The sequence below is a fragment of the Lacibacter cauensis genome (assembly GCF_007830055.1).
Taxonomy (GTDB): domain Bacteria; phylum Bacteroidota; class Bacteroidia; order Chitinophagales; family Chitinophagaceae; genus Lacibacter; species Lacibacter cauensis.
Genome location: NZ_VLLE01000007.1, coordinates 19688 through 46429 on the forward strand (window position 1 = coordinate 19688; position 26742 = coordinate 46429).

Sequence of the window (26742 nt, forward strand, 5' to 3'; positions counted from 1 at the left end):
CAACTGCGATGTCATCGAGACGAAATTTTATACAGCAGCTTACTGCAGCAACAGGTGCATTCACTTTTTTACCATTTACCAATAAAGCATTTGCAAACGAAGCGGAATCCCGGTATGCGCAGTTTCGTGCAATGAATGATGCAGATGCGGTAGCCGATGAAGATTTCTGGGGTTGGGTAAAAGAACAATATACTGTATCGCCCAATTTATTAAACCTCAACAACGGCGGGGTTAGTCCGCAACCGAAAGTAGTACAGGATGCACACATCCGTTTTTATCAGTATGCCAACGAAGGACCTTCGTATTACATGTGGCGTATACTCGACGATGGCCGTGAAGCATTGAGAGGTAAACTGGCAGATCTTGCCGGCTGCGATGCAGAAGAAATAGCCATTAACCGCAATGCAACAGAAGGATTGAATACGGTGATCTTTGGTTTGAATTTAAAAGCAGGTGATGAGGTTGTATTGACAAAGCAGGATTATCCGAACATGATCAACGCATGGAAGCAACGTGAAAAACGTGACGGCATTAAATTGATTTGGCTGAACCTGGAATTGCCTATTGAAAATGAAGATGCAATTGTGCAGCAGTATGTCAATGCATTTACCTCACGAACAAAAATTGTACATGTAACACATCTCATTAACTGGACGGGACAAATTCTGCCCATCCGAAAAATTGCGGATGAAGCACATAAACGTGGCATCGAAGTAATTGGCGATGGTGCCCATACATTTGCACATATAGATTTTAATATTCCTGATCTTGGATGCGATTATTTTGCCAGCTCTTTACATAAATGGTTGTGTGCTCCATTTGGCAGCGGGTTGTTATGGATTAAAAAAGAGAAGATCAAAAATATTTGGGCATTACTCAGCAATAACGAGCCTGATGGTACTGATATCCGCAAATTCGAATCGCTCGGTACAAGATCGTTTGCCAGCGAAATGGCTATTGGTAATGCAGTAGATTTTCACAATGTCATTGGTTCGAAACGAAAAGAAGAACGACTTCGGTATTTAACCGATTACTGGAACAATAAAGTAAGCGATCTGAAACAGGTTTCATTTCTTCAGCCAAAATACAAAGCGGGTTATTGTGCCATTTCTAATATTGCCATTGAAGGAATAAAGCCATTTGCATTAATGGATACGCTGCATAAAAAGCATAAAATTCATACTGTAGCGATCGATTGGGAAAATGTACACGGTGTAAGGATAACACCGCATGTATACACCTCCATCAAAGATCTCGACAGGTTGGTAAATGCTATCCGCACAATTGCTGTTGGTTAATTCCTCTTATTTGTTTTGCTGTTTGTAACTTTAACTAAAACAAAGCATATGAAAAAGCTATTGATTGCTGCATTGTTTATCTTTTCTTCTGTTGCAGTTTTTGCGCAGGCAGGTAAAGAAAAATCGAAAGCCAAAGAAAAAGGTAAACCGGCTACAGAAAAAGTAAAAAAGCAAACCGATAATGATGCCGACAACGGTAATAAGCAAGATGCAGATGGTAAGCAAACCGGCAATACCAAAACACGTGTCAATCTTCCAACAAAAGTAAAAAGTTCGTTTGCTGCAGAATATCCCAATGCTGCCAATGCTACGTGGACAAAAAACAGAGGCGACTGGACAGTTGTATTTGGTAACGGTGTGTGGCGCTCAACTGCTACTTACCACAGCAATGGCGACCGTGTAGATACCCGTACGCCCATGACCAGAGAACAGGCACCACGACCAGTACTTGACGAAATACTCCGTCGTTATCCAAAACAAAATCCGAAGGATATTATCAAAATCGAAAAGCCCAAAAATCCGAATCTGTTCCAGATCATTGTTGAAGAAGCAGGTAAGAAACGAACATTACTGCTGGATGAAACCGGTAAGCTGGTTTCTGAACAATAAAACGCTGAGGCCATCGTAAATGATGGCCTTTTTATTTACAGAAATGACGGTTGGTTCATTACAGTTTTAAGCAGATGCGTATTTTTTCAGTTACTTTGCCGCACTTAATTACCAAGAGCCGATGTACGTTTTTACCAAACTCCTCACCAATCTCTATTTCTGGATTTTTGCAAAGCGATTGGGCATTTTTAATCCTGCCGCAAAAAAGATTACCACTCCAATGATCCTGGGAGTGAACCATCCCAATTCATTTCTTGATGCAATTATTGTTGGTGCTGTAATGGATCACCGGGTGCATTTTATTACAAGAAGCGGTGTGTTTAAAAATCCGGTTGTACGAAAAATTTTACGCTCGGTTAATATGATTCCTATTTACCGGATGACGGATGGTAAAGATCAGCTGGCAAACAATGATGCCACTTTTGAAGAAGTGCGTGCAATCTTAAAACGTGGTGAGCATGTGTTGATATTTGTGGAAGGATTCTGTCGCCACCAAACCACGCTTCAGCTGCCGTTAAAAAAAGGTGCACCACGTATGTTGCTGCAAGCCTGGGCCGATGGGTTGGATGTTACCTTTTTACCGGTATGGGTGCGTTACAATTCCTTTGTCGATTTTCCTAAATCGTTCGACATCAATTTCGGTAAGCAGTTTGGAAAAGAAGTAGTGCGGGAAGGAATGGAAACAGGTGCTGCCATGATGGCTATCAATAAAGCCGCCGAAGTACAGTTGCAACATCTGTCGGAAAAAATAAATGCAGATACACGCATTAAGATTCCGAAGTTCTTGCTGTTTATACCCGCCATGTTAGGTGTACTTACACATTTTCTGTTTTATGTGCCGTTAGAACGGTTAGCCTGGAAGCTGCGTGGCGAACAGTATTACGATAGTATTTTGTTTTGCCTGATGGCTTTTCTTTATCCTGTTTATCTGCTGCTTGTATTTTTTGTGGTGAAAGCATTTGCAGGCACAGCTATTGCACTCGCTTCAATTGTTGCGTTACCGCTGTTAGCTAAGAGTTATGTGATGTGGAAGTAATGAACATCTGCAGCTTTCTTTTGTTTTAACGTAGTAACTTCAACGGTATGATTACAAATACAAAGGCACTGGTTGTTTATCAATGGGTATTTTTTGCATACATGCTTACCATGAATGCGTTGGCCAATGGCTTACCGTTAAACGGATATACGACTGCCGATGTAAGTGCCATGTACCCGAATTTATTTGTACCTGCAGGCTTTACATTCAGTATATGGGGAATTATTTACCTGCTGTTGTTGGGGTATATGGTTTACAGTACATCGTTATTGTGGAAAGGCAACACGGGTGACTCCTTGTTACAACCAGTTACTTACATCGCCAATTATTTTACACTTACTTGTGCATTAAACGGCACTTGGATTATTACGTGGCATTTGCTGCAGATCGAATTATCATTGCTGTTTATGCTGGCTTTGTTGGTAACACTGCTCGTTATTTATCGAAAGTTGCAACAGGTAAGAGAACAAGTGAACGGCATGCAGTATTTGTTGCTGTACGTACCTTTTGTTGTTTACCTTGGCTGGATCAGTGTAGCAACCATAGCCAATACAACGGCCTTGCTGGTGCATTATAACTGGAATGGCTTTGGGGTGGGTGCTGTTATGTGGAGCTGCATCATGATTACTGTTGCAGCATTGCTGGGTGCTTATTTTTCTATTTTCAGAAAAGATATTGCTTACACATTAGTTGTTGCCTGGGCGTTATATGGCATTTCGTTTTCGCAGCAGGCGCACAGCGAAATTGTAACCATTGCTTACGGCGGTATTACCCTTTGCCTGGTGATGGTTGTTATTGCATTGATCCGTAAACGAGCCCTTGCCCGATAGCTGGTTGGACGGTTCTGATGCCTGGCTGTTGCATTTTTTGATGTTGCTCAAAGGCTGCCGGACAGCAGCGGTAGCTCCAGCCTGAAAGAGCGGGACTACAAGCGAATGGCCGGAACCACTGCTTAAACAAGGCCTTATTTACCGAAAGCCCCGATTTTCTTGTGTTTTAGCTTAAAAAACAGCTCCAAAGCCCTTGCCTGCACGGCTTTTTGGCCTACCTTTGCCGCCCCGAATCAATTAAACAAATCGGGGTTATTTTATGTCAGAAAATCAAATTGTTAACTCAAACGCTGATGCACAGGAGAATGTTCCTGCAACTGAGGTTGCCGAAACATCTACAGCGACAACAACTGCACCTGTGGCTGTGCAAACTGCACACGATGATTTTGATTGGAGCGTTGACAAGCGCAACGTAGCAATCTACAGCAAAGAAGAGCGTGAAAAGTATGATGCTGTTTACGATGGCACTTTCAAGCAAGTAAACGATGCTGAAATTGTTGATGGCCAGGTTGTGGCATTAACAAAAACAGATGTTGTAGTAAACATCGGCTTCAAGAGCGATGGTCTTGTTTCTTTGAACGAGTTCCGTGATTTGCCAGGTTTAAAAATCGGCGATACTGTTGAAGTAATGGTGGTAGAGAAAGAAGACAGAGAAGGTCACTTACACCTCAGCCGCAAGCTTGCACGCATCACTCGTGCATGGGAGCGCATTATGGAAGTACATAAGACAGGTGAAATTGTTACAGGTACTGTTACCAGCAAAACTAAAGGTGGTTTGATCGTTGATGTTTTCGGTATGGAAACATTCTTACCGGGGTCACAAATTGATGTGAAGCCTGTAACAGATTACGATCAGTTTGTAGGTAAAACAATGGAGTTTAAAGTGGTAAAGATTAACGAGACCATTAAGAACGCTGTTGTGAGCCACAAAGCCCTCATTGAAAGCGATATCGAAGCACAACGTGCGGTGATCATGGGTAAACTGGAAAAAGGTCAGGTACTGGAAGGTACTATCAAGAACATTACCGACTTCGGTGCGTTCCTTGACCTGGGTGGTGTTGATGGTCTGTTGTATATCACTGATATCAGCTGGGGCCGTATCAACCATCCTTCAGAAGTACTGAAGATGGATCAGAAGTTGAACGTTGTAGTTCTCGACTTCGATGATGATAAGAAACGTATCAGCCTTGGTCTGAAGCAGCTCACTCCGCACCCATGGGATACACTCAGCGAATCAATCGTTGAAGGTAACACCGTGAAAGGTAAAGTGGTGAACATTGAAGACTACGGTGCGTTCCTCGAAATCATGCCAGGTGTTGAAGGTCTGGTTCACGTAAGTGAAATCAGCTGGGCTAACACACCGGTTAATGCAAAAGAATTCTTCAAAATGGGTGATGAGCACGAAGCAAAAATCGTTACGCTCGATAAAGATGCCCGTAAGATGAGCTTGAGCATTAAGCAAATGAGCCAGGATCCTTGGAGCACTATCGAAGAAACTTTCCCAGTAGAAAGCAAGCACAAAGGTTTGGTGAAGAACATTACTCCTTACGGTGTGTTTGTTGAACTGAAAGCAGGTATCGGTGGTATGATCCACATCAGCGATCTTAGCTGGACCAAGCGTTTCAACCACCCAAGTGAATACACAAAGGTTGGTCAGGATATCGAAGTAATGATCCTCAGCATCGATAAGGAAAACCGTAAGCTGCAGTTAGGTCATAAACAACTCGAAGAAGATCCCTGGAATGCATTGGAAGAAACATTCGCAATTGGTACAACACACGAAGGTCATGTAACGAAGAAGGATGACAAAGGTGCAATTGTACAATTACCTTACGGTATCGAAGGTTTCGCTCCAAACCGTCATCTGAACAAGGAAGATGGTAAACAAGTACAGGCTGATGAAACTGCACAGTTCGTAGTGATCGAATTCGATCGTAACGAAAAGCGTGTGGTAGTAAGCCATGCACGTTTGTGGGAACAGGCGATCATTGAAGAAAAGAACGCTGAGCTGAAAGAGAAGAAAGCAGACGCTGCACGTACTAAGAAAGCAGTGAAAGACGTACAGAGCAAAGTAGAGAAAGCTACACTTGGTGATCTGGGTGTTCTTGCTGATCTGAAGAAAAAGCTCGATGGCGGTTCTGATGCTGCTGCTGAGTAAGACAGTTATAACTGATCTTTATACAGGCCCATCGTTGCAAAACGATGGGCTTTTTTGTGATCAGTAATGAGTAATGAATGATGAGTATGCAGGGTGTTGATAACTCATCATTCATCATTCATCATTCATCGTCCATCGCTCATTACCTTCGTAACAAACAACAACTTCATGCGGTACTTCATTATTGGGTTTATGGGCAGTGGTAAAACATATTGGGGTAAGCAATGGAGCGAGGCAAGTGGTCTGCCTTTTTACGATTTGGATGAAGAGATTGAAAAGAAAGAAGGCAAATCTGTATCGGCTATTTTTGCAGAGAAAGGCGAAGACGCTTTTCGCAAAATGGAAGCAGAGATGCTTGCGTTGTTTTATAAAAAAGAGGATTTTATTTTAAGCTGTGGTGGTGGTACACCTTGCTTTCATAATAACATGAAGCAGATGAATAACCACGGTGCTACCATTTACCTGCAAAGCACAGTAGAAGAACTGGTGCAACGCCTTCATGCAGAAAAAGAAACCCGGCCATTAATTGCAGGTATGAATGACGAAGTGCTGGCAGAATTTATCAGCAATAAACTCAACGAACGCAGTTCGTTTTATAACCAGGCCATGTATCATTTACCAACCCGGTACATGCACATCGACAACTTTCAGAAAATTATTCGCAGACATGGGTAAACAAACATTGTCACTCGCTTTTTTACTGGGTGCACTTGCTGTTGCATTGGGTGCATTTGGTGCACATGCTTTAAAAGAAATGGTAGATGAAAAAGCAGTACAAACCTATCAAACAGGAGTACAGTATCACTTCTATCATGTACTGGCACTTGTACTAACAGGCATCTTGTTGAACAGTAATGCAAACAGCTGGTATAAGCGTGCAGCAGGGTTATTTATTGCAGGTATTTTTATCTTCAGCGGATCGTTATATACGCTTACTTTTTTTAAAGCAGCAGGTGTTACCGGTATGAACTGGTTAGGCGCAATAACACCAATAGGAGGTGTATGCTTTATTGCCGGCTGGCTTTGTCTTTTTGTTGGAACAAGAAAGTAATTAAAGCGGAACTTCCAGCGTTACACGTGTACCGTTGGTGCCGGTAATAGTAAATGTGCCGCCAATGCTTTCCATCCGTCGTTTCATATTTTTTAAACCATTGCCAAACTGGTTTAATTTTTCTGCATCAATTCCTTTTCCGTTATCTGCAATTTCAACAATCAGCTGGTTGTTGTCGCTGAAGTGAACATTGATGGTAACCTCTGTTGCACCAGCATGTTTCATAACGTTGTTAATGGACTCTTTCAGCACAAGGAAAATATTTCTACGCTTTACCCCCGATACTTCCAGCTTGGGTAAGTTGGAAGGTGTGTTGATGCGATATAGCATATCAAAATTATCGAGGTATTCAGATGCATAAGAGCGGATATAAGCAACAAGACTATCAACGGTATCATTGCCTGCGTTCATACTCCAGATGATGGCGTTCATCTTTGTCATCAGCTCATTGGCGTTGTAAGAAATTCTGTCTATTTCCTCAACCGGACGATCTTTGGTTTTCTTCCTTGCAATTTCACTCAACAGTCGAATGGCGGTAACGCCACTTCCCAATTCGTCGTGCATATCGGCAGAGATGCGGCTCCGTTCATCCTGCTGTGCACTGAGTACAGCAATCTGTTTGGCATACTCCTGTTTCTCTGCTTCCAGCTTCATGGCTTCATCCATCTTTACTTTTTCAATCAGCTCAATTTTGTTTTTATACACTAAACCCAGAAGGAAAAAGATCAGTTCAAGGAAAATGCCAACTTCAAAATACACAAGCGATTGACGGAATAATGGCGCATCGGGAAATAAGTTAGAACTCGGGTAGCTGATGAGGTATTGCGACATACCGCCAAACAGCAGGTTAGCGACATTACCGGCGAGTAAATAATTCATTAACCTGTTGCGTTTTACAATACCAAGAATCACATACATGATACCCAGGAAAATCAAAAAGTATTTACTGGAATTTTCTACGGCAACGAGGTTGGGGTAAGCCGATCCTGTAAAATACAAAGCAGAAAATACTGCCAGGAATAAGCCAAGCACAATTTCTGCAATCACAAACATTTTATTGAGAGTAGGATATTGCACAGGGGTATTTAAAAACATGCGTGTGAAGCCGATGTAAAAGATATACCCACTCATTTGCAGAAAGTAATCCAGGTATTCTTCGTAAAAGAAATTAAATGGCGTTGAACGTTCGTGGAGTGCCGCTTTTAAAAACAACAACGCACCGATGAGCAATGAGTAGAGAGAGTAGTAAAGAAACGAACGCTTCAGGTTTTGTACATAGTTGGCAAAGGAATATAGCATCATCATCAGCAATAATCCACAGAGTAAATATGTAAATACGTTTACACCATGCCATTCGTTGTGGTTTTTGCTGATGTGATCGTCAAGATATATTGGGTTAATGAGGTAAGGCTTAAAAACAATAACGTTTGTGCGGGCATAACTGCAGCGCACCAATATCTGCATTTCGGTGCCGGGAGGTACGGTAAAATAACGGTAAGCATTTTCGTTTTTATCGGGAACAACCTGTCCGGGAATTTCTTTCCACGGGTAATCGTTATTAATGCGTGTGTACAGAATACATTCTTTGGCGTAAATGCCCGGGGTTACAAAAAAATCACGTGGTTTATCCTCATCGTTATTGATCCAGAAAAGAAGATACATTTTCGAATCGATCATGTATTTCTTAAAGCCCTTGGGTCTGGGCCGTTCGTTGAGGTGCATAAACATAATTCCCCGTAACAGCTGCAGATCAACATTGTTATTGGAGTCGATGAACACATGCATATTCTTATCGAGGTAATGCAGGTTCTTAACCGATGACGTATAGATAACGGAAAGGCTCGTGTCCTCGTGGGCAAAGAGTTTTGTAAACGACGTAAGGAAAAGGACGCTGAGCAGCCAGTATTTTTTCATGAACAGGGAGCAATGAGTTGCCTGTTAAGATAGATATTTTTTACAGAAACAGACAGGGTTTTGGCAGTTGGTGGGTTACAGGCATTCTTTATCTTTGTTTTTATGGCTGCAAACCGCACAAAAGAGAAGAAGAAAAAGGAAAGCCCTGTGGAGGAACTGAAACAGGAAAAAGAGGAGCAGGTATCTGTGAAAGAACTTGTGAAGGATGAACGCACCCACAAGATTACCGGGATTGCCTTTTTAATCATTTCGCTCATTTTATTTTTTGCTTTTACATCATACCTCTTTACCTGGAAAGAAGACCAGGATAAAGTACTGCAGAATGCTTCGGGTGTTTTGTTTAATGATGAGTTGCTTGTATCAAACTTGCTGGGCAGGTTTGGCGCATGGATATCGCACCTGTTTTTCTACAAAGGTTTTGGAGTTGCTTCCTATCTTATTTGCAGTATCTTTTTCATTGCAGGTGTAAACTTTTTATTCGGTAAGAAAATATTCTCGCTACCCCGCAACCTGAAGTATGTGTTGGTAGGGTTGTTGGTTTTACCGGTGAGCTTTTCATTCTTTCTTAATGCATTTGGTTTTCCATGGGGTGGGGCATTCGGTAATTATGCTGCCGGTTGGTTAAGCGGTTTCCTTGGTAAAACTGGTACAGGTCTGTTGTTGTCATTAGCGGCTATTTCATATATCATCTGGCGTTTTAATCCAGTGTTTAGTTTACCGCAACGTAAACCCAAAGAAGTAACCGTTGAGCCTCTGCCCGAAGAAATTATTGAGCGCATCGATTTAAATGAACCGGTGGTTAAAGAAAAGCCTGTACCCGTTAACCAGTTGAAAAAAGAATCGGGCTTTACGCCAATACCATTACAGCAGGAAGAAGAGAATCCGTTACATAGTTTTTCTGTAACGGAGAAAGAGGAAGAGCCTGTTTACGAGGACGAGGAAGAAGAATACGAAGAGGAAGAAGAGGAAGCAGATGAACCGGTTGAAATGACCATTCCTGTTGCAGAGAAACCTGTTAGACAGCCAAAAACAGATATGCCGGTTGAAGGACCTGCTTTAGAAATTAAGAATGCAGCCGATGAGGAAGAAACGGAAGAGGACGATGCTGAACCATCGGTAAAAAAAGTGGTAGAAAACTTACCACCTTACGATCCATTCCTCGATTTGAAAGATTACAAATTTCCATCGCTGAATTTGCTGGAGAATCATGGTAGCGAAAAAATTGTACAGGATCCACATGAATTGGAGAATTATAAAAACCAGATCATTAACACGCTCCGCAACTACGATATTGAAATACAGAAAATATTTGCAACAGTTGGTCCTACAGTAACACTGTACGAAATTGTTCCGGCAGCAGGTGTACGCATTTCCCGTATTAAAAACCTGGAAGATGATATTGCATTAAGTCTTGCAGCCTTGGGCATCCGTATCATTGCTCCAATCCCAGGTAAAGGAACCATTGGTATTGAAGTGCCAAACGTGAAGAAGACGGTGGTGAGTATGAAGACTTTGTTGTCATCGGAAAAATTCCAGCATAACAACTTTGGTTTGCCGATTGCCATTGGTAAAAAGATCGATAACGAAAACTTTATTGTTGATCTTACCACTATGCCGCACTTGTTGATGGCAGGTGCTACAGGTCAGGGTAAATCGGTAGGTTTGAATGCGATCCTTGTTTCGCTGCTTTACAAGAAACATCCATCACAATTAAAACTCGTTTTGGTCGATCCAAAGAAGGTGGAGTTGAGTTTGTACCGCCATATCGAAAAGCATTTCTTAGCCAAATTGCCCGGCGAAGACGAAGCGATTATTACCGATACCAAAAAAGTAATCAATACGCTCAATGCCTTGTGTATTGAAATGGATAACCGTTACGACCTGTTGAAGGAAGCCGGTTGCCGCAACCTGCGTGAATACAACGAGAAGTTTGTAGCCCGTAAACTCAATCCGCAAAAAGGCCACCAGTACCTGCCGTTTATTGTGTTGGTAGTGGATGAGTTTGCCGATTTGATTATGACTGCTGGTAAGGAAGTAGAGATGCCGATTGCCCGCTTGGCACAGCTGGCACGTGCCGTAGGTATCCACCTTATTATTGCAACACAACGTCCTTCTGTAAACATTATTACCGGTACAATTAAAGCCAACTTCCCTGCAAGGATTGCGTTTAAGGTATCGTCTAAAGTCGACAGCCGTACCATCCTCGACACAGGTGGTGCAGAACAGTTGATTGGTAAAGGTGATATGTTGATCAGCTACAACGGAGAATTAACCCGTTTGCAGTGTGCGTTTGTTGATACACCGGAAGTTGACGAAATCGTATCCTTCATCAGTAAGCAGAGAGGTTATCCGCAGGCCTTTTTGTTACCGGAGTATGTGGATGAGAAAGAATTGGAAGGAAAAGATTTCGATCTCAGCGACAGGGATGCCTTGTTTGAAGACGCTGCTCGTTTAATTGTGCAAAACCAGGTTGGCTCCACATCGCTGCTGCAACGCCGGATGAAGCTGGGCTATAACCGTGCCGGCCGTTTGATGGATCAGCTGGAAGCAGCTGGTATTGTAGGTCCAAGCCAGGGGAGTAAAGCAAGAGACGTATTAATTAAAACCGAAGTGGAATTGGAGCAACATTTGCAGATGATGGGCTAACGGCCTGGTGAAGAGCCTTTTCCCTTGCAGATACCTATCTTTGCAGCCGCACCTGAACAATCACCTTTAGAAATTATTAAGTTTTTGTATTGCAACCAACACAGCTTTTGGCAAATCTGAAGTTGTGAAAGGATGTTCAATCGATCCATAAATAAAAACAGATAATAACGTTAGAATGAAGACAATTGTAACTTTTTTGATAAGCGCATTGATAACAGTTGCAGCAGTAGGTCAAACTCAAAGCCTGGGTAAAAGCGATCCGGCTGCCAAAAAAATTCTTGATGCAGTAAGTGCAAAGTTTAAAACATACAAAGCCGTACAGGCCACATTCACATTTAAAAGTGAAGATGGCAAGGGTAAGGTATTAGGCGTTAAAAAAGGTACCCTCTATACAAAAGGAAATAAGTATCGTGTAACAATTACCGGTGGTCAGGATATCTTTTGTGATGGTGTAACCGTATCAACCTACGATAAAACTGCAAACGAAGTAACCATTTCGAAGTTTGAAGCTTCAGCTAATTCAATTACTCCGCAAAAGCTGTTCACTAATTTTTACGATAAAGATTTTCTGTACAAATTAAACGGTGAGAAAAAAGAAGCAGGTAAAACACTTCAGGAAATTGAGTTAACACCTGTCGATAAATCGAAATCGTTTTTTAAAGTATTGGTATGGGTTGATAAAGCAACACAAACCATTTACAGTACAAGAGTAATGGAAAAGAGTGGTAACAAGTATACCTATACCGTTGGAACACTTAACGGAAATGCAAACATAACTGATGCACAGTTTGTGTTTAATAAAGCAAAATATCCCGGTGTTGAGGTGGTGGATCTGCGGTAAGTTCGTTTATAACTTTACTTAAATAAGAGAGGCGGTTGCATTGCAACCGCCTCTCTTTATTTTAACCATTTGGCTTATTACGCATTTGCCATATCCGGAATTGCTTCTACTTTGTAAGCTCCTGCATCCAGTTTTGCTTTTGTTTCAGAGAACGCCGTGAGTGTTTCTTCAATATCAGCATCTGTATGTGCAGCAGAAGGAATTAAACGGTAAATGATGTGGCCTTTTGGAATTACAGGATATACCACAATCGAAGCAAAGATGTTGTAGTTCTCACGCAGATCCATCACCATTGCTGTTGCTTCTTCAACACCACCTTTCATGTAAACAGGAGTAACGGGGCTATCTGTTTTACCAATATCAAATCCTCTTTCTTTTAAACCATTCTGCAGCTTGCGTGCATTGCTCCAGAGTTTTTCTTTTAACTCAGGCATGGTTTTCAGCATTTCCAAACGCTTCAGGTTACCAACCACAATCGGCATAGGTAAGCTCTTTGCAAATATTTGTGAACGGATGTTGTAACGGATGTAATCAATAATTACACGTGGACCAGCTAAGAACGCACCAATCGATGCCATTGATTTTGCAAATGTGCTGAAGTAAAGATCGATACCATCCTGGCAACCTTGCTCTTCACCTGCGCCTGCACCTGTTTTACCCAAAGTACCAAAGCCATGTGCATCATCAACCAATAAACGGAATTCGTATTTCGCTTTTAAATCACAAATCTCTTTCAACTTACCCTGATCGCCTGCCATACCAAACACACCTTCTGTAATAACCAGAATACCACCTGCACCTTGCTTTTCAATTAAAGCAGTTGCACGTTGCAATTGCTTTTCGCAATCTTCTACATCGTTGTGCTTAAACACATAACGGTGGCCGGGGTGCAAACGTAAACCATCAATAATACATGCATGACTTTCTGCATCATATACAATTACATCGTGGCGACCACACACTGCATCAATTGCACTCATGATACCCTGGTAACCGAAGTTCATCAGGATTGCATCTTCTTTCATTTCAAACTCTGCCAGTTCTTTTTCCAGTTGTTCGTGCAGGTTGGAGTTACCACTCATCATACGGGCACCCATTGGGTAAGCAAGACCCCACTGTTGTGCAGCTTCCGCATCTACCTTTCTGATTTCGGGGTGGTTGGCAAGACCGAGATAGTTATTAAGACTCCAAACGATTTTTTCTTTGCCACGGAACTTCATTCTGCTGTTGATGTCGCCTTCCAGCTTAGGGAACGCAAAGTAACCATGTGCACGTTCTCTGTGCTGGCCAATCGGGCCATAGTTCTTAATAAGCTTCTCAAAGATATCTGCCATATAAAGAAATTGTTAAGGGTGAAAAATTTGCCGCAAAGGTAAGGATTTACGGCCGATTGATGAAGGGTTTTAGCCCGTTCCCCTTCGTGTAAAAATGCTTTTCGGTGAGGACTGTAACGGTATCTTTGCCCTTCAAATCAATCATATGCGTTTCGTTTTTTCAGTACTCTTTCTCTGCACTTTTTTTGCTGCAGAAGCTCAGCAAAATTCAACCCCTAAACAAACAGCACCTGCCAACATTCAACGTCCTAAACTGGTGGTGGGCATCATGGTAGACCAGATGCGTTGGGATTACCTTTACCGCTATTACCAGCGTTATGCAGCAACCGGAGGCTTTAAGCGGTTACTGAACCAGGGCTTTAGTTGCGAAAATGCATTTATCCCATACACGCCAACAGCAACCGGCTGCGGACATGCTGCGGTTTACACAGGATCGGTTCCTGCAGTAAATGGAATTACAGGCAATAACTGGTGGGATGCCAAACAGCAACGCAATATGTATTGTGTAGAAGATAAAACGGTTAAAACAGTTGGTTCCGATACCCGTGATGGCGAAATGAGTCCACGCAATTTGATGACGAACACGGTTACAGACGAATTAAGGTTAGCTACCAACTTTCAAAGCAAATCAATTGGTATTTCTATCAAAGATCGTGGTGCAATTCTGCCGGCAGGTCTTTCCGGAACTGCTTATTGGTACGATGAAGCACGTGGCCTGTTTGTGAGCAGCACCTATTACATGAACGATTTACCCCAATGGGCAAAAGAGTTTAATGCTCGCAAGTTGCCCGATGAATATTACAAGCAAGGATGGAATACCTTGTACCCTATTAGCACCTATTTACAAAGTGGTAAAGACAGTGCAGTACACGAACGCAGCGATTTGTTGAACAAAACAACTTTCCCCTACGATACAAAATCGTATGCAGGAACAAACTATGGAAAGCTTCCTTATTTGCCTCAAGGCGCTACCTATACTTTTGAAATGGCAAAAGCGGCTATGAAAGGTGAGCAGTTGGGTAAGCGTGGTATAACCGATTTTCTTGCTGTAAGTATTTCTTCTCCCGATTACATGGGCCATACGTACGGACCTAATTCGGTTGAAGCAGAAGATACTTACCTGCGTTTGGATAAAGATCTGGGTGATTTTCTTAACTATCTCGATGAAACGGTAGGTAAAGGACAATACACGGTTTTTCTAACGGCCGATCATGGTGCAGCGCATGTACCTGATTTTTTAAAGTCGAATAATCTGAAAGGAGGTTCAATTCCATTATCAACACTTATAAAAAAAGTGAATGACGAAATTGCAACCAAGTTCAACGTAAAAAATGCGGTGATCTTTTCTGCGTATTACAATCTTGCTTTAAACACAAAAGCATTTGATACGCTGCAGACAGATGTTGCTGTAATTAAAAAATATGTGATTGCTTTCATGGAAAAACAGGATGGCATTTATCGTGTAATTGATAAGGAGAACCTGGATAATTCATTGTTGCCAAAACCTATCCGTGAACGTTTGATCAATGGCTACTATCCTTACAGAAGTGGCGACTTGCAGGTAATTCCCGAACCACAATGGTTTAAAGATAATCCTAAAGGAACCGACCACAGTGTGTGGAATCCATACGACAGTCACATTCCGTTGTTGTGGTATGGCTGGGGTATTAAACCGGGTAAGAGCAACCAGGAAGTGTACATGACAGATATTGCTCCAACAGTAGCAGCTCTCTTACGCATACAAATGCCAAATGGTTGTGTAGGAAAACCCATCTTACCCGTACTGCAACAGTAAACAATATGAAGATTTTGCAGTTGCCGGCTGGCTGGCATTAATATTGGCAGTATAAAGAAATTATCAGAAAGCCCCTTTGTAAGGGGCTTATCTGTCAAATTGACTAAATGAAATCTATGAATGAAAAGAGTTTGTTTTTGAGGCCGGGCGATGAAGATGTTGATTTTTTACCCATCATCCCTTTAAACGAAGCAGAGTCTGATGGCGACGATATAGCAGATTTTCCTGCAGAACTGCCGATTCTTCCTTTGCGGAATACAGTCTTGTTTCCGGGTGTAGTATTGCCCATTACTGTTGGCAGAGATAAAAGTATACAAGCTGTAAACGAAGCGTACAAAGCAGATAAGTTGGTTGGTGTGGTTGCACAAAAAGACAGCAACATTGAAGACCCGACAGTGAACGACCTGGAAGATGTTGGCACCATTGCCAAAGTGGTGAAGCTGATTAAGATGCCCGATGGTGGTACTACTGTAATCATCCAGGGCAAAAAGCGTTTCCGCATCAACAGTATTACATCTGACGATCCGTTTTTTAAAGCCAGCATTGAAGTGTTGAATGAAGAAGCAACACCCGAAGATGACAACTTTAAAGCGATTGCAGGTTCTATAAAAGACATGGCGGCGCAGATCATTCAGCTTTCGCCAAACATTCCAAGTGAAGCTTCTATAATTCTGAAGAATATCGAGAACCCTGTTTTTCTTGTACACTTTGTAAGCAACAATCTCAACAGCGATATTAAAGAGAAACAACAGTTGCTCGAAACGCAGAATATCCGTCAGCGTGCAGAGTTGTTGTTATCGTTACTGCAAAAAGAATTGCAGTACACCGAGCTGAAGAATAAAGTAACCAACAAAACAAGAACAGAGTTAGATAAACAGCAGCGTGATTACTTTTTACAGCAACAGTTAAAAAGTATTAAAGAAGAGTTAGGCGGCGACAGTAACGACCTGGAGATCCAGGAAATGAAGAAGAAAGCCGAAACAAAAAAATGGAGTGAAGCTGCAAAAGAAATGTTCCGCAAAGGAATTGAAAAACTAGAGCGGATGCATTCGTCAACGCCTGATTATTCGGTGGTGTACAATCATCTCGATCTGATGCTTGATTTGCCTTGGGGCGATTACAGCGAAGATCAATACGATTTAAAAAAGGCGAAGAAAGTTTTAGATCATGATCATTACGGTATACAAAAAGTAAAAGAACGTATTCTCGAATACCTGGCCGTATTAAAACTGAAGGGCGATATGAAAAGCCCCATCCTGTGCTTACTCGGTCCTCCCGGTATTGGTAAAACATCGTTGGGTAAAAGTATTGCGAGTGCCCTTGGCCGTAAGTATGTACGTATAAGCCTTGGTGGTTTACATGATGAAAGTGAAATACGTGGTCATCGCAAAACGTATATTGGTGCAATGCCCGGTCGTATTTTACAATCGTTACGCAAAGTAAAAACGTCGAACCCGGTAATGATTCTTGATGAGATCGATAAGATCGGAAATGATTTTCGTGGCGATCCTTCAAGTGCTTTGCTGGAGTTGCTTGATCCGGAACAGAACCATACTTTCTACGACAACTATCTTGAGCTGGAATACGATCTGAGCAAAGTATTGTTCATTGCAACTGCCAACAGTTTATCATCTATACAACCTGCTTTGCGTGATCGTTTGGAAATAATTGATCTGAGTGGTTATGCAGTTGAAGAGAAAATAGAAATTGCAAAAAACTATCTCGTTCCTAAACAGAAAGAAGCGCATGGCTTAGAGAAGTTTTCGTTTAAAATAAGTGATACTGTATTACGCAAAGTAATTGAAGAGTATACACGGGAAAGTGGTGTGCGTGAACTCGACAGGCAATTGGCTTCCATCATGCGTTCGCAGGCGAAGGAATATGCATTAAAAGAAAAACTGAAGCCTACGCTTACTGCAACTGATATTGAACGTATACTCGGAAAAGCACGTTACAGTAACGAACTGTATAAAACTGCAAACATGGCCGGTGTTGCTGTTGGTCTGGCATGGACAGCTGTGGGTGGCGATATTCTTTTTATTGAAACAAGTTTAACCGAAGGGAAGGGCGAGTTGCGTTTAACAGGTAACCTTGGTAATGTAATGAAGGAAAGTGCTACCACAGCGTTGAGTTACCTGCAGGCGAATTACAAAAAGCTGGGCATTAATCCCGAAGACTTTCAGAAGAAAAATATTCACCTGCATGTACCCGAAGGTGCAGTGCCAAAAGATGGACCAAGTGCAGGTATTACTATGCTGTCGGCAATCAGCAGTGCGTTTACAGGCCGCAGGGTAAAGCCCTTCCTTGCAATGACAGGCGAGATTACGTTGCGTGGGCAAGTATTGCCGGTTGGCGGTATTAAAGAAAAAATTCTGGCAGCAAAACGTGCGGGTATTAAAGAAGTAATTCTTTGCTGGCAAAACGAAAAAGATGTACAGGAAATCAATTCGCAATACATCAAGGGTATGAAGTTTCATTATGTAAAAACAATGCAACAGGTACTGGATCTTGCATTGCTGTAATTTTTTTTACAGCTTTTGTGAACTAATTTTTTTCTGCCCTGTTATTATTGCAACGAACACGAATTATTTCATGTTGGTTGTTTTAAGGGTTAAAGACATTCCCCCATTTCAATGGGGGAAATTTTTTTATCGGCAGTTCTGTCTGCAGTCTTACTCTTTTCTGTTTAAATTACAGCATTGAAAATGTTATGCGTGCTGTTGTTTGTTTAATCTTTTTACTATGTAGTACTGCTCAGTTGCCTGCACAAACTCTGGGTGGACAGAGTGCGTATAATTTTTTAAAGTTTCCGGCATCGCCACAAGTCTCCGCATTAGGAGGTATTAATGTGAGTAATGTGTCGAACGATCTGTCGCTTGCCTTCAGCAATCCTGCACAACTCGATTCGGCCATGCATACGCAAATGGTAGCCAATTTTAACGCATTATATGCAGGAGTGAAAAATCTGCATTGGATGATGGCTTTCCGTAATGCAAAACTCCAAACCAATTTTGCAGCCGGTATTTTGTATTTCGATTATGGAACTACCATGCAAACAGATGCGTCCGGAAACATTGAAGGCACTTATCGTCCACGTGATTTTGTTGTGCAGCTGATGGCCAGCCGGGAATACCTCAACCGTTGGAAATACGGCGTATCATTAAAATTCTTAGCCAGTAATTATGGTCCTTACCGTTCGTCTGCAATTGCTGCAGATGTAGGTGTGTTGTATCGTGATACGGCTAATTTTTTGCAGACAAGTGTTGTGGCGGTGAATATGGGTGGACAGTTGAAGCGTTATAACCCTGCCGAGCCGGAAGAACTTCCATTCGATTTACAGGTTGGTATATCGAAACGATTGGCAAAAGCGCCCATCCGTTTTTCGTTAACCGCACATCATCTGCATCGTTTCAACATTATGTACAACGACACGCTGTTTAACAATGAAAATGGATTTGAAAATGCATCTGCAAAGAAGTTCACATTCGATAAATTGTTTCAGCACTTTGTTTTCTCTACACAAATTCTCATTGGTGGGAGGGTAGAAGTAACTGCTGGTTTTAATGTGTTGCGTAACCAGGAACTGAAAGTAACTACAGGTGGGAATGGTTTAACCGGATTTTCGTTAGGTGCAGGTGTGTTGTTTTCGAAACTGCAGTTGCGTTATGCACGAACTTATTTTCAAAACAATGTTGCGTATAATCAGCTGGGCTTAACCATGCCGTTGAACCAATATTTTGGCTTGGGTAGTTGGGGAGAAAAAGTAGGATGGTGAGGAGAGGTAAACCCTGAGCGAAGTCGAAGGGCGGTGAAATATATCGAGCGCTAGTCGAGATGGACAAAACTGAAACCACTCAGGAAGCATCCGCTTTTATTTTATCGCCGAAGAGTAATTCAACAAGTACATTGTAAATAAAATGCGCAATCATCGGCAGCAATAATCCTCCGCTTAGTAAAACCAACAATTGAAAACCGATCGCAAATGGAATAATCTGTACAATCGCTTTTTCTCCTTGTGTTCCATGACCGAAAGCAAATACAACCGCACTCAGCACCGCAGCGATCCACCAAATATTTTCTACATAATCGCCCACCATCTGAAACAAGACGCCACGGTAAATATATTCTTCGCAAAAAGCCGCAACAACGCAAGCGAGAATCCATACAAAGCGTTCAAGATTGGTATCGGGTAAAATATGATGCAGCGTGCCACCATCTTCTTTTTCTTTCGAGAATTTTTGCGACAGCCATGCGATCGTTAAAGCAACCACAATCAAAGCAACAGCAGCACCAACCGATTGTAACGTAAAGCTGCTTTTAAATGAAATAGTTATTTCTTCACTTCGTGCGGCAAAAAAAGCAAGCGTGCATAAGATAACCTGCATAATAACAGACTGCATGTACACCGGAATTTTTGCCAGCTGCACACCTTCCATTTCGGCTTCCATTTTACGGATGTTCTTATAGCTCTGCGCTGTAAGAAACGGAAGACCTGCGGCAATAATAATCATGAACAATAAACTCATAGGGTAGCCTCCTTTGCTTTTTGTAAAAGCTGTTCGTGCAATGCAGTAATCTGTGGCAACAGTAATTGCTGATCGTTGTTGTGTAATACAAAGTCGCACAATTTCATTTTCAACTGCTCGTCTATTTGATTAGCCATTCTGCGTTTTACTTCTTCTGCAGTTACATGATCACGGTCCATTACACGTTTCAGGCGCACTGTTAACGGAGCTGTTACACCAATAACATAATCCAGTCCTTCTGCAGTACCGCTTTCAAAAAGCAATGCTGCTTCTTTAATAACATACGGTGCTGTTTGTTTGGTAAACCATGCTTTGGCATCTGCAATGGTTGCAGGGTGTACGAGGCTGTTGAGTACTGCAAGCTTTTCTTTGTTGTTGAAAACAATTGCAGCAAGATGTTTGCGGTTCAGCTCACCGTTTTCGAAGTAGGTGTCTTTACCAAACTCAGCAATAAGCTGCTGCTTTAATGCTTCATTGGTATTCATCAGTTGCTTTGCAGCATCATCGGCATAATAAACAGGTATGCCCAGTACTTCCAGTACTTTGGCAACAGTGGTTTTACCACTGCCGATACCGCCTGTTAAACCGATTTTCAACATTGTATATTTCTTTAAAAGCCGATAGCCGATAGTTGTTAGTAGTTAGCCCGAAACACATCGACTATCTCACTAATAACTACCGGCTATCTGTTATCGGCTTTGATTATTTTTTCTCGTCTGCAGTTTTGTTGATCTGCTTAGTCCAGTCTAAACTGATTGAACTTTTTTCGATCTTAATGTAACTGCCGGGATTAATTTCCAAAGAAAGTGTACCGTCTTCGTTTACTTTGTTAATTACACCATGAATACCTGCAATGGTTACAACTTTATCACCTTTTTGCAGATCATCAATGAACTTCTTTTGCTCTTTTGCTTTTTTAGCTTGCGGGCGAATCATGAATAACCAGAAAACAACAATCATTAAACCAAGAAATACTAACTGAATACTTCCGCCACCTGATTTCGGATCGCCTGCGAATAATAGAAATTGATACATGTTTATTTGTTTTATTTTTTAGGAAGTACCTCACCTTCAAAGAACAAGGTTGCGATGCCCTCTTTTGTATTTGCCTGAACAGTTAAATTCTTTATTGCTTTACCTACACGGCCTTCGCTGTTAAACTCAGCTGTAATTTTTCCTTCAGCACCCGGAGCAATAGGTTCTTCGGGTTTAGCAGGTACGGTACAACCGCAGCTGGCCTGTACGTTAGAAATGATCAGTGGCTTTGTGCCCGTGTTTTTAAAATGAAAAGTGATGATCACTTTTTCCCCGTCTACCACTTTGCCGAAATTCTGTGAAGAATCAAGCCATTGTACGGTGGTTAAGTTTTCTGCATCTACAGCGGCTGTGCCGTTTGTTGTTGCATCGGGTGCTGCAACTTTTTTATCGTTGCTGCCGCAGGATGCGAGCAGTACAACCAATGCAGATAAAACAATCAATTGTTTCATATTCAGATTGAGTTTATAAGATTGCAAATGTAATGGAAAGCTTTTACTAAGATTTCTTAAAAGATACTTTGTGCAGCTTGTTTTGGGTAGCCAGGTCTTTATGAATGCTGTCCAGGATACCATTTACGAAATGACCACTTTGTGGTGTACTGTAATCTTTTGCCAGGTCGATGTATTCGTTAATAGTAACCTTTGGCGGAATGGTTTCGAAAAACAGGAACTCGCAAATGCCCATGCGCATCAAAATCATATCCAGTGCAGCTGTACGCTCGGGGTCCCAGTTCTGCAGTTTTTCTTTGATGTAGTCATCGCAGACTTCTTCTTTTTCAATAACACTCAGTAACAGATCTTTCGCAAATTTTAATTTTTCGTTACCTACAAATTGCTGAAAATCGCCCGATTGTGGTTTTTGCAGCAGGTTCAGCATCAGCAAATTCATCATATCTGCATCATCTTCCCAATGTAAAAAGCGCTCCTCAACAAAGCTGATGAAGTCTTCGTTGGGCAGCATCAGATCGGTAAAAATGAATTCGATGATCTCTTTTTCCTTTTTCTTTTCTCTGCCTTCCACCTGGATGTATTCTTTGTACAGGTCGGAAGCAACCAGTTCGCTGTACAGTTTTTTGATCCAGTCTTCACCTCCGAGTAATTCGGGTTTTATTTCGGCCAGTACCTTTACGAAAGATGGCTGTTCCAGTATTTGCCATAAAAGCTGGTTGCCCGCAATTTTTGTGTTTACGGCCAGGTCGGCAGCAGTAGGTAAATGCTTCGAAGCCCGCTGCCTGGCATTAGTTTCGGCATAACGTGCTGTTTCGGTCAGTATGTAAATAAGGAAAACAAAAAGCTGGCGGCTTTGGTCGATGTGCTTATCGAGCGTACGGATGGCTTCCTCTTTGGTAATATCGCCTTCCCTTGTAAAACAGGTATAAAGCGTTTGCATCACCTTTACCCGTATGTTTCTTCTGCTGATCATTCTAAAGAACTTTATTGAAATACGGCAAAGATAAGCATTGCTTTCCCTTAAATTTGACAGATAGCGATTTTTTAAATTTCACCAACGTAAAAAGCAGGCTGTTCAAGTATTCGTAAAACCGGCCACTGCCTTTAGAAAAAGCATGAGACGTATTACTACTATTTTAGTTTTAGTGGCATTAACGGGTTTAGCCGGGTGCCGTTTTTCTTCCAACAAAATTGTTGCCGAGAAATATGAAACCCGCAATGAAGAAGAGGATGAAAAGGAAGATGGTTTGCGGGAATCGCAGGAGATGGATTTTGAAATGATTAGAGATAACAGGTTAGGTTATATACCGGCTGAGCGTCTTGTAAGGGCTTATGATAATATTTATCAGGCCAGAAGGGCGGGGCGTTATCCGGCAAGACTTACTGCTTTAAATTGGGTTGAGCGTGGTCCAAACAGTAATACTATCGGGCCCAGCAATGGCAACACCAGAGGCATAACAGGTTCGGTGGTGAGCGGTCGTATGCGAGCTGTACATGTAGATCTAAATGACCCCACCAACAAAACGGTTTGGGCTGCCAGTGTCAGTGGTGGTCTTTGGAAAACGACTAACATTGCCGCCAACCCTGCCAATTGGGTACTGGTAAACGATTTTTTAGGCAACCTCGCTATCTCAAGTATCTGCCAAAATCCTGTAAATAAAAACATCCTGTATTTTGCCACAGGGGAACGCAATGGAAATATTGATGCTGTAAGAGGTGGGGGTGTATGGAAAAGTATCAACAATGGAGATACGTGGGAACTTTTACCTTCCACTACCGGCTTCTGGAATGTTTCCAAGGTTGTATGTGATGCTGCAGGGAACGTTTATGTTGGTACGAATGGTAATGGAAGAGGCTTGCAGCGTTCAACCGACGGAGGTACTACGTGGACCAATATCACCCCTTCAAATCTGGGGTTACTCAATGCAAGCACAGGCCAATATGTTCCCAGTACAGCCATTACAGATATTAAAGTAAGTAGTACCGGGCGTATGCATGTTACAATGAGTAGTACCGGGGCAGAAGGATCTTATTATACCGATGCGCCGGCTACAGTTACTTCGGCTTCGTGGTCTGTACCATCACTTCCTATAACCAATCTTTCTCTCAATTGCGAAATCGCAGTTGCAGGAAATGTTTTGTATGCTTTGCCCGAAAGATCGGGAGGTTTTACACCGCAGATATTTAAATCAACCGATGGTGGAGTAACATGGGCTGCTACCGCAACATCTCCACCCGGCACCGCAACAGAGCCAACAATTAATGCTGGCCAGGGCTGGTATGATCTTGCAATAGGCATAGATCCTGCTAATCCGGATATTGTAGTTGCAGGTGGTTTGAATTTTTACCGCACAACAGATGGAGGTGCTACTTGGTCACAGATTACCCGTTGGGTGGGCACATCTTTGAACTATGTGCATGCCGATCATCACGGTGTGTTTTGGAATGGCAGCCAGGTGCTTTTATCTACCGACGGAGGAATCTTTTACTCCGATAATAACGGACTCAGTTATACAGAAAGAAACGTTGGGATCCGGACGCTGCAATTTTATTCATGTGCAATACACCCCGTTAGCACAAACTACCTGTTAGGTGGAACACAGGATAATGGCTCTCATTCGCTCAACAATGCAGGTATGGGTGCCAGTATTGAAGTGCATGGTGGTGATGGTGGCTTTACACATATTGACGAAGATGAGCCGCAGTACCAGTTTTCTGCAACTACCCGCAGCCAGTACAGACGAAGCGTAAACAACGGAGTTAATTGGGCCGGAATAACTTTTTCTTCAACTATTGGGCAGTTTATCAATCCTACAGATTACGACGATATTAATAACCGCATGTACTGCAGTGCTGGTGCAGGTTCTTTTGTGCGTTGGGATAATCCGCAAACGGGTAGCAGCTTTACTACCGTTTCGGTTTTGTCTGCTACATCCAATTCAATACGTAGTTTTAAAGTATCACCCTATACGCCTAACAGAGTGTTTATGGGAACTGCAGGCGGGGCAATTGTTCGGGTAGATAATGCAGATGCGGTTTCTCCAACTGCTGTTAACATAACAGGTGCAGGTATGCCCCAGGTGAACAATAATATTATAAGCTGTGTCAATACAGGGTCAAGTGATAATAGTTTGATTGCAACTTATTCCAACTATGGATTGCAACATGTGTGGTATACGATCGATGGTGGAACCACATGGATGAATGTGCAGGGCGATCTGCCGGATATTCCTGTACGCTGGGCAATGTTTCATCCTGATAGCGATGATAAAGCGATTATTGCAACGGAAATGGGTATTTTCGAAACGGATAATTTAAATGGAGTTTCAACTGTTTGGGTGCAGAATAGCTCTTTTCCGAATGTAAAAACCAACATGCTGCAGTATCGCTACTCCGACAGAACTCTCTTAGCGGCAACCCATGGAAGAGGGTTATGGACCACTGTTGTTCCAACATCAAACCCGAAAATCCGTTTTGCTTCTTCTTATACATACAGTAAACCAGTTGACGAGACTACAGCTGCAACCGATGGCTGTCGTGGATACAGAGATATTACGCTTAACATGAATATTGATGCTGCTCCTGCCGGCAATGCTGTGGTTACTTTAAGCGTAGGAACAGGAGGGAGCACTGCGGTTGAAGGTGTAGACTATGATATTACAACCAATAGCAATTTTACAACACCGTCTAAAACATTACAGTTTGTAAACGGGAGTGCAGCACAGATGCCTGTAACTGTTCGTATTTATGATGATGCAGCTGTTGAAGGCAGTGAATTTTTTGTGATCAATTACAGCGTTGGCGGATCAACTAACGCCATTGCAGATGCCGGAGGTAAGTACACTGTTTATATTGGCGATAATGACGCTGCTCCGCAATCAAGCTCTTCTGTCAATTTCACTATTGGTAATGGTGCGTATGGTTCTTATATACAACCCTTACGAGGCCAGTTTGCAAAATCAAAAAGTCAGTATTTGTACACTGCTGCCGAACTTACCGCAGCTGGTTTTGTGGCAGGGCCTGTAAATGCTATCAGCATTAATGTGGCTTCAAAAGCTACAACACAAGGATACAGCAACTTCAATGTTTCGTTAAAAAATACAACCAGAACAGATCTTACGTCCGATTTTGAAACGGGAACAACACTGTTTCATTCAAACGCTTTGTATAATTCTGTTGCAGGAACAAATACATTTGTTTCTAATCAAAATACTTTTAGTTGGGATGGTGTAAGTAACCTGTTGGTAGAGTTTTGTTTTGACAATGCGAGTGCAGGTACCAGCAGCGATGGGGTTACTTCCAGTACCACAGGTTTTGTATCGGGGGTATGGGCAAGAGATAATGGCGCTGTTGCAGGTTGCAATCTGGATGCGTCGAGTACAACACTATACAGAGGTGTGCAGAATGCAAACGGAGGAACCGATTATGTAAGGCCGGATATTACCATCAATACAACAATTACAACTCAAATTGAAACAGTTGCAAATCGTAATAAAACAAATTTTGTAGGTGGTGCCGGTACTACTTATTTCTTCTCGCAGGGTGCCGGTAACCTGATCAGCAATGTGAGCAACGCCGCAGCATCGTTTGGATGTGTTACGTTTACTATTCAGGAGGCTGGTAATACATGGGTTAACTACTTTAACGGTCTTCGTTCTCAAAAAGTAATTGATGTTGTGCTTGCAGCTAACACATCGGCTGGTTATACCGTTGGCCTTTATTTTACTACAGCAGAGCTGGGAGGTAAATCTCCGTCAACATTGCGTGTAGCAAAAACAACAGCAGCAACGGCAACGGGTGCTGCAAGCAACAATACAACATTCTACGAAACCTCTTTTGCTGCTTTCGGGAATGGCTATCTGTTTACTGCAAACGTAACAGGCGACGGTCGTTATTTTATGACCGATGCGGTGGTAACAGGGCTTGTTGACGTTACCCGAACATCGGAGGCTTTTGTAAAACTTATTCAAAATCCTGTTGTGAATAATCTGCGTGTACATATCAGCAACGAACAGCGCCTGTCGGTATCTGCAAACCTGTATACCAATACCGGACAACTTGTATACAGCTGGAATTTGGGTAAGATAGCAGGTATGCAGGAGCTTTCGCTTAAGGGTACATCGCTTGCGGCAGGAACGTATGTTTTACGGGTAGTAGCTGCCAATAAAGCACAGAGTTTAAAAATTATTAAACAATAAACCAAACAGCCCTAAAACA

General features: G+C 42.2%; 20 protein-coding genes. 13 read left to right on the forward strand and 7 right to left on the reverse strand.

The features are described from left to right. The first annotated feature begins 8 nt into the window (after window positions 1-8). The 7 genes from IQ13_RS19440 to IQ13_RS19470 all read left to right on the forward strand — a co-directional run bounded on the left by IQ13_RS19440 (window position 9) and on the right by IQ13_RS19470 (window position 6982). Window positions 9-1298 carry an aminotransferase class V-fold PLP-dependent enzyme gene (locus tag IQ13_RS19440; RefSeq protein ID WP_144888405.1) on the forward strand — a complete coding sequence of 430 codons (1290 nt, stop codon included), beginning with the start codon at window positions 9-11 and terminating at the stop codon, window positions 1296-1298. A gap of 48 nt (window positions 1299-1346) precedes the next feature. Further along, on the forward strand, window positions 1347-1907 hold the full coding sequence (locus tag IQ13_RS19445; RefSeq protein WP_144888407.1) for a PepSY-like domain-containing protein: 561 nt from the start codon (window positions 1347-1349) through the stop codon (window positions 1905-1907). A gap of 121 nt (window positions 1908-2028) precedes the next feature. Beyond that, window positions 2029-2943: a 1-acyl-sn-glycerol-3-phosphate acyltransferase gene (locus IQ13_RS19450; RefSeq protein ID WP_144888409.1), complete on the forward strand. Its 915-nt coding sequence runs from the start codon at window positions 2029-2031 to the stop codon at window positions 2941-2943. A gap of 47 nt (window positions 2944-2990) precedes the next feature. Then, entirely contained in the window at window positions 2991-3773 is a 783-nt protein-coding gene (locus IQ13_RS19455) for a TspO-related membrane protein (RefSeq protein WP_144888411.1), read from the forward strand. 259 nt (window positions 3774-4032) lie between these two features. Further along, window positions 4033-5931 carry a 30S ribosomal protein S1 gene (gene rpsA, locus IQ13_RS19460; protein ID WP_144888413.1) on the forward strand — a complete coding sequence of 633 codons (1899 nt, stop codon included), beginning with the start codon at window positions 4033-4035 and terminating at the stop codon, window positions 5929-5931. A 168-nt stretch (window positions 5932-6099) separates the two neighbouring features. Beyond that, complete coding sequence (locus IQ13_RS19465) at window positions 6100-6606, forward strand: shikimate kinase (RefSeq protein ID WP_144888415.1); 507 nt, start codon at window positions 6100-6102, stop codon at window positions 6604-6606. Then, complete coding sequence (locus tag IQ13_RS19470; RefSeq protein WP_144888417.1) at window positions 6599-6982, forward strand: DUF423 domain-containing protein; 384 nt, start codon at window positions 6599-6601, stop codon at window positions 6980-6982. Before IQ13_RS19465 ends, IQ13_RS19470 begins: the two co-directional genes overlap by 8 nt. On the opposite strand, the gene IQ13_RS19475 is transcribed toward IQ13_RS19470, so the two are convergent. After that, window positions 6983-8896 carry a sensor histidine kinase gene (locus IQ13_RS19475; protein WP_144888419.1) on the reverse strand — a complete coding sequence of 638 codons (1914 nt, stop codon included), beginning with the start codon at window positions 8894-8896 and terminating at the stop codon, window positions 6983-6985. It abuts the gene before it with no gap. Between the two features lie 102 nt (window positions 8897-8998). Here IQ13_RS19475 and IQ13_RS19480 point away from each other — a divergent pair, with 102 nt between their 5' ends. Then, window positions 8999-11542 carry an FtsK/SpoIIIE family DNA translocase gene (locus IQ13_RS19480; RefSeq protein ID WP_144888421.1) on the forward strand — a complete coding sequence of 848 codons (2544 nt, stop codon included), beginning with the start codon at window positions 8999-9001 and terminating at the stop codon, window positions 11540-11542. 175 nt (window positions 11543-11717) lie between these two features. After that, window positions 11718-12383, forward strand: coding sequence for an outer membrane lipoprotein periplasmic chaperone LolA1 (gene lolA1, locus IQ13_RS19485; protein WP_144888423.1), 666 nt, complete (start codon window positions 11718-11720; stop codon window positions 12381-12383). A gap of 77 nt (window positions 12384-12460) precedes the next feature. Here the strand turns inward: lolA1 and IQ13_RS19490 are convergent, their stop codons facing one another. Then, window positions 12461-13717, reverse strand: a complete 1257-nt coding sequence (locus IQ13_RS19490; protein ID WP_144888425.1) for an aminotransferase class I/II-fold pyridoxal phosphate-dependent enzyme — start codon at window positions 13715-13717, stop codon at window positions 12461-12463. Between the two features lie 145 nt (window positions 13718-13862). On the opposite strand from IQ13_RS19490, the gene pafA reads away from it, so the two are divergent. The 3 genes from pafA to porQ all read left to right on the forward strand — a co-directional run bounded on the left by pafA (window position 13863) and on the right by porQ (window position 19287). Beyond that, window positions 13863-15512, forward strand: coding sequence for an alkaline phosphatase PafA (gene pafA / locus IQ13_RS19495; RefSeq protein ID WP_144888426.1), 1650 nt, complete (start codon window positions 13863-13865; stop codon window positions 15510-15512). 116 nt (window positions 15513-15628) lie between these two features. Then, a complete protein-coding gene (gene lon, locus IQ13_RS19500; protein WP_144888428.1) occupies window positions 15629-18034 on the forward strand; it encodes an endopeptidase La in 2406 nt (801 codons plus the stop codon). 188 nt (window positions 18035-18222) lie between these two features. Continuing rightward, window positions 18223-19287, forward strand: a complete 1065-nt coding sequence (porQ, locus tag IQ13_RS19505) for a type IX secretion system protein PorQ (RefSeq protein WP_144888430.1) — start codon at window positions 18223-18225, stop codon at window positions 19285-19287. 79 nt (window positions 19288-19366) lie between these two features. Here porQ and IQ13_RS19510 read toward each other — a convergent pair whose 3' ends face one another. From IQ13_RS19510 to nusB, 5 genes are all read right to left on the reverse strand, one after another. After that, window positions 19367-20038 carry a CPBP family intramembrane glutamic endopeptidase gene (locus IQ13_RS19510; protein ID WP_144888432.1) on the reverse strand — a complete coding sequence of 224 codons (672 nt, stop codon included), beginning with the start codon at window positions 20036-20038 and terminating at the stop codon, window positions 19367-19369. Further along, a complete protein-coding gene (coaE, locus tag IQ13_RS19515; protein ID WP_144888434.1) occupies window positions 20035-20637 on the reverse strand; it encodes a dephospho-CoA kinase in 603 nt (200 codons plus the stop codon). The genes IQ13_RS19510 and coaE overlap by 4 nt, the downstream gene beginning before the upstream one ends. 103 nt (window positions 20638-20740) lie before the next feature. Then, window positions 20741-21073, reverse strand: coding sequence for a preprotein translocase subunit YajC (gene yajC, locus IQ13_RS19520; protein ID WP_144888435.1), 333 nt, complete (start codon window positions 21071-21073; stop codon window positions 20741-20743). An 11-nt stretch (window positions 21074-21084) separates the two neighbouring features. Beyond that, entirely contained in the window at window positions 21085-21525 is a 441-nt protein-coding gene (locus IQ13_RS19525) for a DUF1573 domain-containing protein (RefSeq protein ID WP_158637445.1), read from the reverse strand. Window positions 21526-21571: 46 nt separating this feature from the next. Next, the gene (gene nusB / locus IQ13_RS19530) at window positions 21572-22498 is read right to left on the reverse strand and encodes a transcription antitermination factor NusB (RefSeq protein WP_144888437.1); all 927 of its coding nucleotides are present in this window, start codon (window positions 22496-22498) and stop codon (window positions 21572-21574) included. A gap of 142 nt (window positions 22499-22640) precedes the next feature. Between nusB and IQ13_RS19535 the strand changes: the two genes are divergently transcribed. Next, a complete protein-coding gene (locus tag IQ13_RS19535) occupies window positions 22641-26723 on the forward strand; it encodes a T9SS type A sorting domain-containing protein (protein ID WP_144888438.1) in 4083 nt (1360 codons plus the stop codon). Window positions 26724-26742 lie beyond the last annotated feature (19 nt).

What these genes read in the sequence shown, in the direction of transcription:
- IQ13_RS19480 (WP_144888421.1), top strand. Translation starts at nt 8,999, where the DNA reads ATGGCTGCAAACCGCACAAAAGAGAAGAAGAAAAAGGAAAGCCCTGTG.
- IQ13_RS19440 (WP_144888405.1), top strand. Translation starts at nt 9, where the DNA reads ATGTCATCGAGACGAAATTTTATACAGCAGCTTACTGCAGCAACAGGT.
- lon (WP_144888428.1), top strand. Translation starts at nt 15,629, where the DNA reads ATGAATGAAAAGAGTTTGTTTTTGAGGCCGGGCGATGAAGATGTTGAT.
- porQ (WP_144888430.1), top strand. Translation starts at nt 18,223, where the DNA reads ATGCGTGCTGTTGTTTGTTTAATCTTTTTACTATGTAGTACTGCTCAG.
- IQ13_RS19465 (WP_144888415.1), top strand. Translation starts at nt 6,100, where the DNA reads ATGCGGTACTTCATTATTGGGTTTATGGGCAGTGGTAAAACATATTGG.
- lolA1 (WP_144888423.1), top strand. Translation starts at nt 11,718, where the DNA reads ATGAAGACAATTGTAACTTTTTTGATAAGCGCATTGATAACAGTTGCA.
- IQ13_RS19470 (WP_144888417.1), top strand. Translation starts at nt 6,599, where the DNA reads ATGGGTAAACAAACATTGTCACTCGCTTTTTTACTGGGTGCACTTGCT.
- IQ13_RS19445 (WP_144888407.1), top strand. Translation starts at nt 1,347, where the DNA reads ATGAAAAAGCTATTGATTGCTGCATTGTTTATCTTTTCTTCTGTTGCA.
- IQ13_RS19450 (WP_144888409.1), top strand. Translation starts at nt 2,029, where the DNA reads ATGTACGTTTTTACCAAACTCCTCACCAATCTCTATTTCTGGATTTTT.
- coaE (WP_144888434.1), bottom strand. Translation starts at nt 20,637, where the DNA reads ATGTTGAAAATCGGTTTAACAGGCGGTATCGGCAGTGGTAAAACCACT.
- IQ13_RS19535 (WP_144888438.1), top strand. Translation starts at nt 22,641, where the DNA reads ATGAGACGTATTACTACTATTTTAGTTTTAGTGGCATTAACGGGTTTA.
- pafA (WP_144888426.1), top strand. Translation starts at nt 13,863, where the DNA reads ATGCGTTTCGTTTTTTCAGTACTCTTTCTCTGCACTTTTTTTGCTGCA.
- rpsA (WP_144888413.1), top strand. Translation starts at nt 4,033, where the DNA reads ATGTCAGAAAATCAAATTGTTAACTCAAACGCTGATGCACAGGAGAAT.
- IQ13_RS19455 (WP_144888411.1), top strand. Translation starts at nt 2,991, where the DNA reads ATGATTACAAATACAAAGGCACTGGTTGTTTATCAATGGGTATTTTTT.
- yajC (WP_144888435.1), bottom strand. Translation starts at nt 21,073, where the DNA reads ATGTATCAATTTCTATTATTCGCAGGCGATCCGAAATCAGGTGGCGGA.
- nusB (WP_144888437.1), bottom strand. Translation starts at nt 22,498, where the DNA reads ATGATCAGCAGAAGAAACATACGGGTAAAGGTGATGCAAACGCTTTAT.
- IQ13_RS19475 (WP_144888419.1), bottom strand. Translation starts at nt 8,896, where the DNA reads ATGAAAAAATACTGGCTGCTCAGCGTCCTTTTCCTTACGTCGTTTACA.
- IQ13_RS19525 (WP_158637445.1), bottom strand. Translation starts at nt 21,525, where the DNA reads ATGAAACAATTGATTGTTTTATCTGCATTGGTTGTACTGCTCGCATCC.
- IQ13_RS19490 (WP_144888425.1), bottom strand. Translation starts at nt 13,717, where the DNA reads ATGGCAGATATCTTTGAGAAGCTTATTAAGAACTATGGCCCGATTGGC.
- IQ13_RS19510 (WP_144888432.1), bottom strand. Translation starts at nt 20,038, where the DNA reads ATGAGTTTATTGTTCATGATTATTATTGCCGCAGGTCTTCCGTTTCTT.